Below are 15,394 nucleotides of genomic sequence, written 5' to 3'. Positions count from 1 at the left end.
GATTTTTCCCGTCACTCTTGGCTTGAGCAAGGGCTAGGCTGGCTTTCTCAATTCTCAAGCAGTAAGGACGTGCCAGTTGCTGTGGTGAAATACGCCTGGTTGGTAAACAGACGAGTATTATTGAGCTTCAGTTCCTCCAGGTTTTGCTGCAAAATGGTTCTCGTCTTGTCGGGCACAAATCCCCTGAAATCCTTGCCGATGAGATTTTTGGCATTTTCATAACCAAGTAGTTCAGCTGCCTTGTTATTACAATAAATAATGAACTCTTCCTACTTACAAATGAACTGTATTTGTATTGATCCATTGATCAAGTAATCGGAACGTTTCCGAAGCCGTGTGCACCATGATGTCGTGATCTTCTTCCGCCGTGATGGATTGACGCAGTAGTTCCGTGAACTCCGCCCATCTCGTTCTGGTTTCCGTACCATACGCATTAAAATATTCCAGCCCACGATCTGCTTCAATCGGCAGGAACTGCGACAAGCGTTTGGTCATGATCTGACCTCCGTTCGTAGATCCTTCAATGACGTATAAATAACCGAACAACCTTGCTGGTGTCGAGATATCCGGAAGATCCTTACATAAAGGAACCTGGCTGATCTCCTCTTCACTGGCGCCAAGATTCCTCAGGTCATTTTCAAGCAAATTCGCTTTTCCTCTAATCCCGATATCCAGTCCCGTGTTTTCCCAGAAAGGCTGCTGTACAGCTTGATCTTCCAATGGTTTCAGGAACCCGTAAAATTTCTCCAGATATTTCTTATACTCTCCCAAACTAACGGTTTGATTCATAATAGCCTTGGCATAATCGTTCTGTTCCACTTGTCTGTGATAATGAGCTGTCTCACTCTTCAGACGTTCCATAATGGTACTGGCTGTCATGTAATCATCGCCCTTCTATGTCGGATCTCTTCATCAGAATTAAGACTTATACTTAACTGAATCTACAGTGTAGGTTCGAATAGATACTCCATTTCATTTAGATAAAGACTCTATGTAAGTATACTTTTTCTTGCTCCAGAAAACTATATGAATCCGGCAAGGTTACATCTTGAATACTATCTACGTTGTTATACTAAAGGTATATCTATAATGCTGTTCATCCATCAACATGATACACTGGGCATATCCTGTACTTGGAGGTATGAAGTATATGAATATAACCATTCAACACATTATGGATCACCTTACCGTCGAAGTTGAACTTCCAGAAACCACCGTGGATCAACTGATAACGGGTTCTCCCAACCAAACGGTCACAGGCGTTTTTGTAACTTTTATGCCTACACAACACGTGATTGAGCATGCAATACAGCGTGGAGCTAATCTAATTATCGCTCATGAACCTCCCTTCTATAACCATCATAGCCATACCGATTGGCTGGCTGATGATCCAGTTTATGAAACCAAGAGAACGCTAATCGAGAACGGCGGAATTGCGATCTATCGCTGCCATGATGCAATTCACCGCTATCAACCGGATGGCATTACGGAAGGCTTGGTTCAAGCACTAGGGTGGTCCCTCTATGTGGAGCAGAGAAGACCAGAAGCTGACCTTCTGTCCTTTCCAGAAGGAATGACAGTTCAGCTTATTGCGGAACATATTAAACGTTCGCTTGGAATTGAATATGTACGCCTAGCTGGTGATCCAAAGATGATATGCAGACGAGCAGCAGTGCTTGTTGGTTTTCGAGGCAACGGCAATCAAACCATTCCTCTGCTTCAACAGGAAGAGCTGGATCTAATTATCGCTGGTGAAGGATTCGAATGGGAGACACCGGAGTACATACGTGATGCTGTGCAGCAAGGAAAAGAAAAGGCTCTTCTTATGATCGGTCATGCCGAGAGTGAGGCTTCCGGAATGAAACTTTTGTCTGAAAGATTGGCTACAGCTTTTCCGGAAGTGCCTGTTCATTTTATTGGTGAGCAACCGGTGTTTCAAGTATTGTGATTTTCAGAATAACGAGCAATCCTAGGTCCTTTCTGGATTTTGCGGAGGGTTTATTGTACTCTAAATGCTATAACTTCTGAGCTGAGGACATTTGTCCTTGGCTTTTTGAGTGAATATATCATTTAATAGAAATCGAAGAAGTAATGACGCGACAAGGAGAGTAACAACCATGAGAGGAATTATTTTTGCACTATTAGGCGGTGCATGCATTACCCTGCAAGGGGTTGCCAATACCCGAATCAGTACGGACATCGGTACATGGCAAGCCGCAACCATTACACAACTCACCGGGTTCATCCTGGCGGCTCTGATCCTTGTATTCGTGCGGGACATCAACCTGCAAGGATTGAAGCAAGTGAAGCCCATGTACCTGGCGGGAGGCGCGTTTGGTGCAGTAATTATTTTCAGTGAAGTCACCGCTATCCAACAAATTGGGGTAACTTTTACGATCTCAGCCCTGTTGATTGCACAGCTGTTCCTGACCTTTCTGGTTGACAGTAACGGATGGTTTGGGGTTGTGAAGCAGAAAATGAAACTACCACAATTTCTGGGTATAGCTTTAATGGTTACTGGCGTCATTATTATGAAACTGTAGCTAGGTCAGCATAAAGTCGGGGGTGAAATACAATATGGAAGAGTTTCAGAATGAGCATCAATTGCTGCACTATATAAAACAGTATCAACTCGAATCGGTATTTCACGAGCCCCTGCGTCCGCATATGACGTTATGCCACTTCGAGAAGTGCGAATTGATCTGCCGCGAAGGCGAAACATCCGAATATTTATATGTGCTGGTCGAGGGGAAAGTCAAAATCTTCACGACCTCACCACAGGATAAAACACTCGTTCTTTGCTTCAAAACACCGCTTGAAGTGGTTGGTGATATCGAGTACGTTCGGGAGAGCAATGTCGTGAACACCGTGCAGGCGGTTTCCCCTGTGGTGATGCTGCGCATTCATTATCAATGGTTAGCTGAACTTGCCAGCGATTACGCACCCCTGTTGAAATTTCTGCTCAAAATTATATCCCACAAGTTTTATATTGATTCGAACTTCTCCAACTTCAACTTGATGTATCCGGTCGAGGTTCGATTAGCCAGCTATCTGCTCTCCATCTCTACCGAAGAAGCGGGAACTGTAGTCCACGAAGAACTGGACGCCTTCAATTTGACAGATATCGCGAATCTGATCGGAACGAGTTATCGGCATTTGAATCGGGTGATTCAGAAGCTGTGTGCAGATGGATTAATCATGCGGGACCAGGGCTTTATTATGGTCAAAGATCGGGCAGGTCTGGCAGAAGTAGCGGGTCACAACATCTATGAATAAGGAGATCTATATCCTATGATCATTACAGGTATTTTGCTTGCGTTACTGGCAGGTTCTCTTGTCAGTCTGCAGACCATCTTTAATAGCAAGGTTAATGAACGTACCGGCTCGTGGTCCACGACAACGCTGGTGCTTTTCACCGGGTTTATTGCCTCGTTTCTGATTTCTCTAATGGTTGAGGGCAAAAATACGTTTAGCTTCCAACATATGCAGCCCTGGTACTGGCTTAGCGGAGCCATCGGCGTTGGGGTGGTCTTCTGTCTCGTTCAGGGCATGAAGCTGCTGGGTCCCACCTTTGCGATCTCTATCGTACTTACATCCCAGTTAAGTTTCGCCTTGCTGTTTGATTCCATGGGATGGCTTGGACTGGAGCAAATCCCATTCTCGTGGAACCAGCTTCTGGGGGTTCTCGTCATCGTGGGCGGTATTGTGTTATTCAAGTTTGGCGGTAGCAAATCGGCAAAATCGAAAAAATCTCCTGGTGCATTGCAATCCGATTCATAGGAGAACAATAAAAAGAGTGTCTGTCCAATCCGTTGATTGGCTAGACACTCTTTTTGGCAATCGAACCACGTTTCGTTTAGTTCGCTTACACGAACTCTACGTTGTGGTACACTTGCTGAACATCTTCAAGGTCCTCAAGCGCATCGATCAGTTTCTCGAACTGAGCTTGTGCATCCTCTGGAAGTTCAATATGGTTTTGCGCCAGCATGGTCAGCTCGGCTACGGTAAACTCAGTCACACCCGCCGCTTTGAACGCTTCCTGTACCGCATGGAATTGGTCTGGCTCGGCATATACGATTACCGATTCATCCTCATCCACGATATCGCGTACATCCACATCCGCTTCAAGCAGGAGTTCAAGCACTTCTTCGGAAGTTTTGCCTTCAACCCCGATTACCGCTGTAGGATCAAACATATAAGCAACTGAACCACTCACACCCATATTACCCGCGTTTTTGTTAAATGCAGAGCGCACTTCCGGTGCAGTACGGTTCACATTATTGGTGAGGGCATCCACGATAACCATGGCACCATTGGGCCCGAATCCTTCATAACGCAGTTCTTCATAATTTTCGTCCCCGCTGCCTTTTGCCTTTTCCATGGCACGGTCAATAATTGCTTTGGGTACGTTATACGTTTTGGCACGTTCCAGCACGACTTTCAGTGCGCGGTTCGCTTCCGGGTCCGGTTCGCCCTTCTTGGCAGCTACATAAATCTCAACGCCGAATTTAGCATAGACCCGGCTAGTATTTGCATCTTTTGAAGCTTTTTTTTCTTTAATATTATTCCACTTACGACCCATATCGTTTCCGCTCACTTTCAACATATAATCTGCTTTCTACTTTGTCATTATATCTTGTTGGGCGTACTTCAACAAGTTTAGACTCACGAAAAAATGGTAAAAGGCAAGTCGATATCACCTTGCCACGTTCAGAAATCCCAAAGGAAAACGATCCAAAAACGCCAAAGAAGCAATTCCCTAGGGAATTGCTTCTCTTCACGAATCCATCTAATTAGGCATGAAACTGCTGACCGTCCAGCACTTCAGGCACATAACCGGCACGAATGACGAAATCTCCAAAATGCTCACCATCATTGCGCTCTCTGGCATATTGATTCACCATTGGAGTCAATGTATCCAAAATTTCGGTTTCGCCGATATTTTCTTTGTACAATTTGTTCAAGCGATGCCCGGTAAAACTTCCACCGAGGTACATATTGTATTTTCCCGGAGCTTTGCCGATAAACGAGATCTCGGCCAGCATCGGTCTCGCGCAGCCGTTCGGGCAACCCGTCATACGAATAACAATCTCTTCGTCTCTCAGTCCCGCTTCGTCCAGTACAGGCTCCAGCTTGTCGATCAGTGAAGGCAGATACCGTTCGGATTCCGCCATTGCAAGACCACAAGTCGGAAGCGCCACACAAGCCATAGAACTTCTGCGAAGCGCCGAGTAATGAGCACCATCGGTCAGATTGTATTGCTCAATCAGTGACTCAATCTTTTTCTTCTTCTGGCTGCTGATGTTCCCGATAATAAGATTCTGATTGGCTGTGAGACGGAAATCTCCGGTATGGATTTTGGAAATTTCACGCAGACCTGTCATGAGCGGATAACCGTCCACATCCTTCACACGTCCATTTTGAATGAACAAGGTGTAGTGCCATCTGCCGTTGCTGCCTTTCACCCAACCGTAACGATCTCCATTATGTTCAAAATGGAACTCGCGCGCCACATCCAGCTTCCAGCCAAGACGACTCGTCAGTTCTTCCACAAACCAGGCGAGGCCACGGTCATCGATTGTATATTTGAAACGGGCATGTTTACGTACTGCACGATCCCCATAGTCACGCTGAATCATAACCGTCTTCTCCGCAACATCAATCATTTGCTCTGGTGTACAGAAACCAATGACTTTGGACACCTGCGGATAAGTCTTCGGATCACCATGAGACATCCCCATACCACCACCGACAGAAACGTTAAAGCCTTGCAGCTTGCCGTTCTCTACAATAGCGATAAATCCGAGATCCTGCGAAAACACATCTACATCATTGGATGGTGGAACGGCAATTCCGATTTTGAACTTACGCGGCAAATACACTTTGCCGTAAATCGGTTCTACTTCTTCATCCGTGTCCTGTGAATCGATAATTTTCTCTCCATCCAGCCACAGCTCATGGTAAGCACGAGTGCGTGGATCAAGATGATTGCTCACCTGGCATGCCCATTCATATACTTCAGCATGAATATCCGATTGGTCCGGATTCGGATTACACATGACGTTCCGGTTCACGTCGCCACATGCAGCAAGGGTGCTGAGCAACGAATCGTTCACTTCACGAATGGTATTTTTGAGGTCCCATTTGAGGACACCATGCAGTTGAAATGATTGGCGCGTCGTCAGACGAATGGTTTCATTCGCATATTTATGCGCTACACGATCCATCATCAACCACTGTTCGGGTGTAACAATTCCTCCGGAAGCACGCACACGCAACATGAATTGGTAGGCAGGCTCCAGCTTGGATTTATTCCGCTCATTACGCAGGTCGCGGTCGTCTTGCATATAACTGCCGTGATGTTTCATCAGACGGTTATCGTCCTCAGGAATCGCACCACTGATCCGATCCGCCAGCGTTTCAGTCAAACTTCCACGCAAGTAGTCACTTTTGATCTTTATATCTTCCACATCGCTGTTCGTGCGCTGCGGATTAAGTAAGTTATTATAAGCCATGCTGCTTTCTCCTCTCGTATCTCCGGGATGCCTTATCCGGCATATGATCTGAAATTAATACACATCCCGCTGATAACGTTTTTCCTGCTGCAACCGTGTCAGATATTCCGCTGCCTGTTCAGGTGTTAGGCCACCCTCTTGTTCAAGAATGGTTGCGAGTGCAGCATGAACATCATGTGCCATTCTTTTCTCGTCACCACAGATATATACAACTGCACCTTCCTGTAGCCACTGATACAGCTCTTTGCTGTGTTCCAGCATCCGATGCTGCACATATACTTTCTCTTCTGCATCACGGGAAAAAGCGACATCCATCTTCGTAAGAACGCCATCCTTGAGCCAGCGCTGCCATTCGGTTTGATAAAGGAAATCGGTGGAGAAATGCTGATCGCCGTAGAACAGCCACGTCTTGCCTTCTGCACCTGTCTCTTCACGCTCTCCAAGGAAAGATCTGAACGGAGCTACACCTGTACCTGGTCCAACCATGATGATTGGAGCATCCGGGTTCTCCGGCAGTTTGAAGTTTGGATTTTGCTGAATGAATACAGGCAATGTATCACCTAATTCGACTCGTTCAGCCAGATGAACAGAGCACACACCGTAGCGCTCTCTGCCACGTGATTCATAACGTACTGTACGAACGGTAAGATGAACTTCATCCGGGAAAGATTTCGAACTGCTTGCGATCGAATATAGACGTGCCGGGATTTTACGAAGCACAGCTACGAACGATGCAGCCGGAATACCTTTAAGCCCATGATCCTGTACCAGATCCAGCAAATCACAGCTGTTCATGACCTTGCGGAATTCCGAATCATCTGCGAGCAGAGCGGGCAACCCGCTACCCGGGCTCAGCTTTGCCAGCTGCTCCACAACTGGTCTTGTGACAGCAGTAATTTCGAAGTAACGCAATAACGCTTCACGTACAGAAACCTGGTCTCCACTTTTATTAACCGTAACGCGCTCATCCGCATTCCATTCCATGGATGCAATCAGCTCATCGACAAGGCGTGGATGATTCTCAGGGAATACACCGAGGCTGTCACCTGGCTCGTAATCCAGATCGGAGCCTTCCAAAGACAATTCGATATGACGTGTCTCACGGTCCGATCCTCTGCCGTTCAGGTTAAGATTTTCCAGCACTTCCGCCTTGTATGGATTCGTCCGGTTGAACTCAGATTCACCGCTACTTACTGCGGCTCCAACCGCTTCACTGGTTACCACTCCCGCAGTAGCCGGTGTGCTGCTAAGTGAAGCAAGCACATCATTCATCCACTCTGCAGCCGCTTCATCAAAATCAACATCACAGTCCACACGTGGTACAAGCGCTGTTCCGCCAAGCTCCTGCAAACGAATGTCAAAATCCTTGCCTGTTTTACAGAAGAACTCATACGAAGTATCTCCTAGTGCCAATACGGAGTAACGCAATCCATCGAGCTTCGGAGCCCGTTTGCTATGCAGGAATTCATGCAACGGAATTGCATTATCCGGCGGTTCGCCTTCTCCATGTGTGCTGACAATAATGAGAAGATTCTCTACTTTTTTCAGTCCGTTCGGTTTGAAATCTCCCATTGACGACAGGATCACCTGAAGCCCCTGCTCTTCCAGCTTTTTCGCCACTTTTTTGGATAGTCCACTGGAGTTCCCAGTTTGTGATCCAAAAAGTACCGTTACTTCCCTGGACACCGCAGCAGGTGCGCTTTCAGGAGTAATACCTGCTGAAGATGCAGGCTGTTGTACCACACCAGCAGGTGCAGCTACAGCCGCAAATCCCTGAATGGCTGTCAGATATCCGCTAAGCCACGTTTTCTGTCCATCGTTCAATGTAGGAATAAGGCGATTGAGCAGCTCAACCTGTTCCTGATTAAAAGGGCTGTTTGTCACTTGAAGTTCCACCATTTGCCACCTCGCGCATTACGTCAATTTTAATTCCTACTAAAATGATCATATTAATTTCTACTCTCTTGAACCTACCATACCCGATGGTAGGGGTCAATTTCGATGATTTTATGGTATTTATCAGTTTCACTGATAAAGGACAAAAAAACAACAAATACCCTCCTCCTCAATTCAGGAAGGATTTTGTTGTTTTTTAATTTGGAAGCAGTTAGTTCGAAGTCGAAAGCGGAATATATTCGCTAAAATGATTCTCCAGTACTTTGTTTTTATCTCCATATACTCTGTCCAGATGATTCTCTCCCCACAGACAGATGCGGTCGATGATTGCCTGTAGTGTCAAGCCATACTCGGTCAGCTCATACTCTACCTTGGGTGGAATCTGGGGATGAATAATTCGATGGATGATTTCATTCTTTTCAAGATCACGCAGCTGCTGGGTAAGGACCTTCTGAGTAATGCCAGGGATGGCTCTGCGAAGTTCGCTTGTTCGTTTTTTACCTGTTATCAGTTGATGCAGAATAAGAATCCTCCATTTTCCACCGACCAGTTCCAGCATTGCCTGCACACCACTCTCATATCTTTTCAGTTCCTGTTCCACTGGGAATCCCCCTTAAATCACATATATGTATATCCATTATTAAAAGTAACCGAAGAACCTCAAGGTATCTACAGCACTCGAAGGTGCGTACTTCTCAATAAGATGTCATGAAACTTATAATAACATTGGTCAGAACGTTAAACCAAAAAAATGAAGAAAAAAGGATGGTTACTCATACATGAAAATCAAACTGGTCGTTACTCACCCAAGACAGGACTCCCTAACATTTGCCGTGATGAATCGTTTTATAGAAGGTATGAAGGAGAATGACCACGAAATTGATATCCTCGATCTGTATCATGATGGATTCGATCCGTTATATAGCGTAGAAGATGAGCGTGATTGGCAAAATCCCGATAAGCAGCATGCCCCTGTGATTCGCAAAGAGCTGGATCGCGTGCTCGCGGCTGATGCCATTGTATTTATTTTCCCGGTATGGTGGTACAACGTTCCATCCATGCTCAAAGCTTATCTGGACAAGGTATGGAACATGGGGCTGCTGAACAAAGCAAACTCCAAAAAGGCACTCTGGATTGCACTAGCTGGAGGAACGGAGGCTTCATTCCATAAATACGATTATTACAACATGATTTCGAATTATCTGAATAATGGGATCGCGGGTTATGCAGGATTGCAGGAATCCCGAGTCGAGTTTCTCTATGAAACCATATCTGATTCCAAAACGCACATCGAAGGCTTGCTGGAGCAAGCATATCAAATCGGCAGACATTACAAGTAACCTCTGCAATCGGACAGAAAGCTACTTGCTCGTTAAGAGTGGACTTCACCGTCCAGTTATCCCCCATGCCAGGGCGCACATGCAAAAAGAAAAAGGCTTACTTCATCCTGTAATCCAGGTTGAAGTAAGCCTTCTCTTCTTACACTAAAATTGTTGTTATCGTCAGTTAGGGCCAAACCAATTTGCTCATCATTGCATACAGCAGCGTTGCCGATTCGGCACGAGTCGCTTGGGCAAGAGGCTTCACCTCTCCGTTGTATCCGCCGACGATGCCCAGCTTCACAAGCATGGCTACGCTATCGCGGGCATATGGACGGATCGTGGAAGCATCGCGGAACTGTACAAGGCTATCCGCCGAAGCTGATTCCGGCTCGACCAATCCGGCCACTCCAAGTGCCCTCACCGTCAGCGTCATCATTTCCTGACGGGTAATGGTTGCCTCAGGCATAAAGCGCCCGTCCCCGGTGCCCCCAGTGATGCCAAACGCACGCGCCGCGGTTACCGCTTCATAATACGATGCCTCCGCGCTGACATCGGAAAACGCATTCCCGCGCAACGTATTCAAGCTCAGTGCGGTCATCAGCCACTGCACATATTGACCACGCGTCATCTCCTGTTTCGGATGGAATTGACGGTAATCTCTGCTCGCACCTTCATCAAAGACTCCTCGGGCTGCCAACGCCTCCATTGCATTCTTGGCCCATTGTACATCCGCAAGATCTGTGAACGTCTGCTGTACAGACACGGCAGCATAATTTCCTGCTGCGGACGTAACAGTGAATACGACCTCTCTGCTATTCTGATCATAACGGCTTTGCGGCAATGGAGTTGCCACATAATTCGCATCTATGGCAAACCCTACGATCATATCCGGTTGTACATTTTGCAATGTTTCGTAGGGCAGACGCAGCGTCAGCTCACTTCCTGCTGGCCAAGCATCACCGTCCAGATCAATTTCGAATCGAACCCCGTGCTGTGTTCCGAGTTGATCTGCGACTGTCTGCGACAGCTGAGTTCGAATCAATCGCACCGATACAGTCTCATACCCTGCCAAGTCTTTCATTGAAAGTGTGGCAGGAAGCTCTAACGTCCCCAATTCCGTAACGATGTTGAATACATTTGCGTCGCCTTGGCCCACCAACGCAGAGACAGGCAGCAATAGTTCATATGCATTTGCTCCCGATACCGGGCTCTGCCGAAGTTCGACCAGACGGTGCCCCGTACTAGCAGGAGCGACTTTCAATGCCTCTTCAATCGCTGAAGCATCCACCTTCGTCTGCACTACACCCTTCTGGTCAACAATACCTTGCAACTCAAGAACAGCACGGTCTTTTTGCGATTCTGGTCGTGGCGATGAATTCTCTGTACTCGGGGTACCACTCCCCGGCAGTCCTCCGGAGCTGCTTGAATTACCGCCTGAATTTCCACCTGAATCACTGCCCGAACCATCGGAACCCGAGCCGCCTGGTGATGGTGTGTACGCTGATACCTTCACCGTCAGCGGTATAGTCATCGCTTTGCTGTCATCAGAGGTTCGAGTAATCTCCAATTCCAGCGTGACCGACGTTTCCTTCGATGGCGGGATGATCATTCCATCGGCTTGAATGACGGTCGGTACCGAACTAGAGGCGATCTCCACGGCAAAACCTTGCGGCACGGTCGGCAACTTCAGCCTCTTCGCACCTGCAGAAGGTTGCTCCAGTGCCGTAATGCTTGCAGCCACATCGGCAGCGGTCTGTTGGGCCGTAAGCACGTGATAAGCGGAAGACAAACCGCGCATCGAATGCCCCGACGCGTCAAAAGCTTCCACTTTGTAATAATAACTGGTACCTGGACTCAGTTCGTTATCCGTATACTCTCGCAAACTGCCGTTATAGACGACACTGTACTCTCCTTTCTCACGATCGGAGCGATAGAGCTTGTAGCTTGCTGCGCCAAGAATTGAATGCCAGTGGAGTGATGCGCTTGTTGCAGCCGATATAACAGCATTCAGACCGGCGCTGTCGTCCGCAGGTGGCACCGCATCAGACTTGGCGATTATAATCCAGCTGATCAGCGGGTCCTGTGAGGCCGTATTACGTACCGTTAATTCCAACTTGTTGCCAGTTACGACAATGCCTGTGTGAGCTCTTACACTGGCGGGTGTATAAGTAACTGCACCGGTATTCGTGCCATTAATGAGGAAGTTCGCTTTCCGCGATGTGTTCGTCCACGGATCGTTGAACCCGGCGTATATATCGTATGTCCCGTTCGACACACCAAAGGTATAGGTCAGATCACTGCCTTTGGGCGAGTTGCTAACATTGCTGCCGTTCAAATAACGGACGGTCGAGAAAATATCCCCACCACTCGAACCGGAAGCCAACGCATCGGCGCTGACATAACCCCAGTTCCGTCCCTCCACCGGCGCGTACATCTGATCCGCCGTATCCGAGTTGACGAGCGAGCCTTTCATGTAGGCATCCATAAGTTTGTAATCAGCTGTTTCGTATCCACCGCTGTTCACGAAATACTGTGCGTTCTCCGGAATAACATATACTCGGATTGACTGCTTTTTGTTACCGAACTCCGGGGTCGTTACCTGAAGGGTGATTGGTCCGGGTTTCGCAAAATCTTCTGCCGTCATGACCCGGTTATCAACCGTCCATACCGCTGGCGTTGACACAAGCGTACCTCCGTCACGCACATTGACTGTCGTAGGCAGGGACGGTAATTTCCCGAGCGGCACAGCTTCCGGCAGCGGATCGGCGATGTCTACCTTGCCCATCGAATTCAGCAGATCAGGCGACCAACTGTTATACCACTTGATAGCAATGTCTGATCCTATCCCGAACTCAATGGGCAAAAATACGTATTTTGCCCCGTCGTTTGAGAAATTGCCGCCGTTCCACGTATCTCCCACGTAAATAAATTTTCCTTTTTCCGGATCGACCGGAATAACCGAAGTGGTCTGCGTTCCGAATGCCTTACCTGGATCGGGATCGCTCGGCAATGTGCGTACGAACGGATTGGTCATCGTTGACCAAGGACCAAAAATGTTATCAGCCACCGTCACTTTGTTTTCGTTAGGAGCCCAGCCGGACGCGCCGGAGGTCAGAATATAATATTTGCCCTGATACTTGAACATCGCGGGCGCTTCACGCTGTCCGCCTGGGAACACACGCACATAATCGACGCCGTATTCCGCCTGATAGGTGGAATCACGTACCGAATTGCCTTTGTCATCCGTTCGTCCTTCCTTATGCCACCCCGTTACGTCACTGTAGTCTTCATTCAGTTTGGAGATATACAGCGTCAGGTTTTCTTCGCTGGAGTAGATCAGATATCCGGTACCATCGTCGTCTTTGAACAACGTCATGTCACGTGCCATGCCCCGATCGCTTGGGAAGTAAACTTTCTCTCCTTCGGGAGTTCTGTCCATCCGGTAACTCTTCTGATACACGAAAGGCCCTGTCGGGGAGTCACTGATCGCGTAACCGGCTCGCGCTTTACCGTAGTTCGCATTATCGTTGTAGGGGTCCTTGTCCCCGTCCATGTGGGCCCACATCACGTATTTTTTCGTTTTATCGTTATAGATGACCTTGGGTCGTTCAATAATCCGACCTTTACGGATATCGGCCCAAATGTCCACCTTGTCGTCACGACCTTCATACAACTTGGCGATCAACAGGTTCTTGTCGAAATCATCCATCGATTGAATCATCGTCAGTGCCATGCCTTCATCTGTCCAGTTCAGCAGGTCCTTGGATGAATATACGCGTACGCCAACAGCTGGCCATCCTCCCGTATGGTATTCACCGTACCAATAATACTTTTCAGTCTGTTCATCGTAGAAAAATCCTGCGCCATGTGCGTCGATCGGCTTGCCGTCCTGATCCGGCCATAACTGCCCCGGTGTAAAGCTCGTGCGGATGGTGGCAACGCCCAGCGGTGCAGATGCCGGAGAAACGATGTCGTCCACGGTTGCCTGGATCATGTAAAAATATCCCGTGCCCATCGTCAGACCACTATCAATAAACGTACTTTCTTTGCCACTATACACCTGCTGAAACGTACCCGCAGCACTTGTTGCACGGGACACTGTATACGTTACATCAGATCCAGGCAGGACGTTCCACCCCAGAGAGATTGACGTATCCGTCACAGCTGTGGCGGCAAACTCTGCAGGAGAGTCAATCGAGTACGTGTTGGCCTCTGCAACGGTGAACGCAGATTCTCCGGCAGCATTAAAGGCCGTTACGCGATAGCTGTAGCTGTTGCCGGGCTCAAGCCCCTGATCCGTGTAACTGAGCGCCGTACCTTCGAACACCTGCTCATATTGGTCGCTGCCAGCCTCAGCCCTAGCCACGCGGTAACCAGTCGCCTTGTCCACGGCCGGCCAGGACAGCTTCACGCTCGTGGCATCGAGTGCCAAGGCCTTCAATTCGCCTGGAGCCTGTGGAGCAACGGCTGTCGTCCGAACCTCCAGAGGCGCAGACCATAACGATTCGGTCATCCCCCCGTATTCATAGGCGAGCTTGTAATAATACACCATATCCGCATTTAATCCCTCATCCACGTAACCCAAAGACCCGGTGTTGGTAATCAGGGAATACCCACTTTCAGGCGTAGAGGAACGGTACAGGTGATAGGTTGTTGCACCTGCTGCCTCGGTCCATTGCAGCGAAACCGAAGACGCCGTCTGTTCATCGTTGGAGAGTTGGAGATCGTTCCCTGGCGGCTGCTCGGCAATGATAACGTCATCTATATGTACCGACTGCCACTTATTGCGAATGCCAACTGTACCCGACCCGTATGTAGTATCGACCAAATCGAAAACTAACCGATCCGAACCGTTTTCGGCGATGTACCCGCGAATGGAAGAACCCGACAGCACCATTTTGAGCGTATACCACGTATTTTTGGTGAACGTATAGTCCACAGATTTCAACGTCATATCTGTTCCGTTCACCCGCTTGGAAAAGACAAGTTTATTGTTAGGGGCCTGCATTTGAAAATAATAAAAGTTGCTCTTATCCTGAAGCCGCGATAAAATTCCCGGAAATCCCTGACCGCCCCCCGTGTAAAAACGCATGGACACCGTCACGTCAGACATGACGTCTCCGGTTGAAATGATGCCTTCCCCAGTATCGCTCTGAAAAAGTGTGGAGTTGGACGCATCTGTTGGGTCCGCCATTACCGCCCAACTACCTGAGCTTACGTCCCACACTGGCGATGCCGTGTAATCCCCGTCAGAAAAATCGTCCTGCAACAACGTAGCAGGCATTCTATCCGCATCGGCATATGCATGGCTTGGTAACATCAACGGTCCTGAAGACAATGCCAACGTAGCAGACAACATGAATATCAAGGGTTTCCTGAGTTTATCCAATGTTCATTCTCTCCTTTGACTTGGAAGATGAAAGCACGGTTCTTGAAGGCGGTGTTGTTATCCGACCTGTCCTCAGCAGTGAGCATGCGGTAAAAAAGTGCGCTACACCTCCCTTTTTTAATGAAACCGGTTTCATTACAGAGCAAAAAAAGACCCGTCTTCCCTCCTAAGTGCAATGTTACCAAAACGGAATATCTCGTCTTCTTTGCCCCTATGTAGTGAAACAGGTTTATATTGTGTAAATGTAATCGCTTTCTCGAATTATATGATTA

General features: G+C 48.0%; 12 protein-coding genes. 5 read left to right on the top strand and 7 right to left on the bottom strand.

Translation table 11 applies throughout. The features are described 5' to 3' along the window. Window positions 1–47: 47 nt before the first annotated feature. Entirely contained in the window at window positions 48–257 is a 210-nt protein-coding gene (locus ACDJ58_RS11875; RefSeq protein WP_413379624.1) for a hypothetical protein, read from the bottom strand. Between the two features lie 16 nt (window positions 258–273). Then, the gene (locus tag ACDJ58_RS11870; RefSeq protein ID WP_413378100.1) at window positions 274–879 is read right to left on the bottom strand and encodes a biliverdin-producing heme oxygenase; all 606 of its coding nucleotides are present in this window, start codon (window positions 877–879) and stop codon (window positions 274–276) included. A gap of 271 nt (window positions 880–1,150) precedes the next feature. On the opposite strand from ACDJ58_RS11870, the gene ACDJ58_RS11865 reads away from it, so the two are divergent. The 4 genes from ACDJ58_RS11865 to ACDJ58_RS11850 all read left to right on the top strand — a co-directional run bounded on the left by ACDJ58_RS11865 (window position 1,151) and on the right by ACDJ58_RS11850 (window position 3,780). Next, a complete protein-coding gene (locus ACDJ58_RS11865; protein ID WP_413378098.1) occupies window positions 1,151–1,948 on the top strand; it encodes a Nif3-like dinuclear metal center hexameric protein in 798 nt (265 codons plus the stop codon). A gap of 169 nt (window positions 1,949–2,117) precedes the next feature. After that, complete coding sequence (locus ACDJ58_RS11860) at window positions 2,118–2,543, top strand: DMT family transporter (RefSeq protein WP_079344274.1); 426 nt, start codon at window positions 2,118–2,120, stop codon at window positions 2,541–2,543. Window positions 2,544–2,577: 34 nt separating this feature from the next. After that, window positions 2,578–3,276 (top strand): Crp/Fnr family transcriptional regulator, encoded by a 699-nt coding sequence (locus ACDJ58_RS11855; RefSeq protein ID WP_413378096.1) that lies wholly within the window; start codon window positions 2,578–2,580, stop codon window positions 3,274–3,276. An 18-nt stretch (window positions 3,277–3,294) separates the two neighbouring features. Further along, window positions 3,295–3,780: a DMT family transporter gene (locus ACDJ58_RS11850; RefSeq protein ID WP_413379622.1), complete on the top strand. Its 486-nt coding sequence runs from the start codon at window positions 3,295–3,297 to the stop codon at window positions 3,778–3,780. An 85-nt stretch (window positions 3,781–3,865) separates the two neighbouring features. On the opposite strand, the gene ACDJ58_RS11845 is transcribed toward ACDJ58_RS11850, so the two are convergent. The 4 genes from ACDJ58_RS11845 to ACDJ58_RS11830 all read right to left on the bottom strand — a co-directional run bounded on the left by ACDJ58_RS11845 (window position 3,866) and on the right by ACDJ58_RS11830 (window position 9,012). Beyond that, on the bottom strand, window positions 3,866–4,582 hold the full coding sequence (locus ACDJ58_RS11845; RefSeq protein WP_024633833.1) for a YebC/PmpR family DNA-binding transcriptional regulator: 717 nt from the start codon (window positions 4,580–4,582) through the stop codon (window positions 3,866–3,868). Between the two features lie 211 nt (window positions 4,583–4,793). Beyond that, window positions 4,794–6,515, bottom strand: a complete 1,722-nt coding sequence (cysI, locus tag ACDJ58_RS11840) for an assimilatory sulfite reductase (NADPH) hemoprotein subunit (RefSeq protein WP_413378094.1) — start codon at window positions 6,513–6,515, stop codon at window positions 4,794–4,796. Between the two features lie 54 nt (window positions 6,516–6,569). Continuing rightward, window positions 6,570–8,411 (bottom strand): assimilatory sulfite reductase (NADPH) flavoprotein subunit, encoded by a 1,842-nt coding sequence (locus tag ACDJ58_RS11835; RefSeq protein ID WP_413379620.1) that lies wholly within the window; start codon window positions 8,409–8,411, stop codon window positions 6,570–6,572. 211 nt (window positions 8,412–8,622) lie between these two features. After that, window positions 8,623–9,012, bottom strand: coding sequence for a winged helix-turn-helix transcriptional regulator (locus ACDJ58_RS11830; RefSeq protein ID WP_163753083.1), 390 nt, complete (start codon window positions 9,010–9,012; stop codon window positions 8,623–8,625). 178 nt (window positions 9,013–9,190) lie between these two features. Between ACDJ58_RS11830 and ACDJ58_RS11825 the strand changes: the two genes are divergently transcribed. Next, the gene (locus ACDJ58_RS11825) at window positions 9,191–9,751 is read left to right on the top strand and encodes an NAD(P)H oxidoreductase (RefSeq protein WP_413378092.1); all 561 of its coding nucleotides are present in this window, start codon (window positions 9,191–9,193) and stop codon (window positions 9,749–9,751) included. 166 nt (window positions 9,752–9,917) lie between these two features. Here ACDJ58_RS11825 and ACDJ58_RS11820 read toward each other — a convergent pair whose 3' ends face one another. Beyond that, complete coding sequence (locus tag ACDJ58_RS11820; protein WP_413378090.1) at window positions 9,918–15,122, bottom strand: S-layer homology domain-containing protein; 5,205 nt, start codon at window positions 15,120–15,122, stop codon at window positions 9,918–9,920. Between the last annotated feature and the right edge of the window lie 272 nt (window positions 15,123–15,394).

The organism is Paenibacillus taichungensis (assembly GCF_047302525.1).
GTDB classification, from domain to species: domain Bacteria; phylum Bacillota; class Bacilli; order Paenibacillales; family Paenibacillaceae; genus Paenibacillus; species Paenibacillus taichungensis_B.
This window is presented reverse-complemented; position numbering and strand designations above follow the sequence as displayed.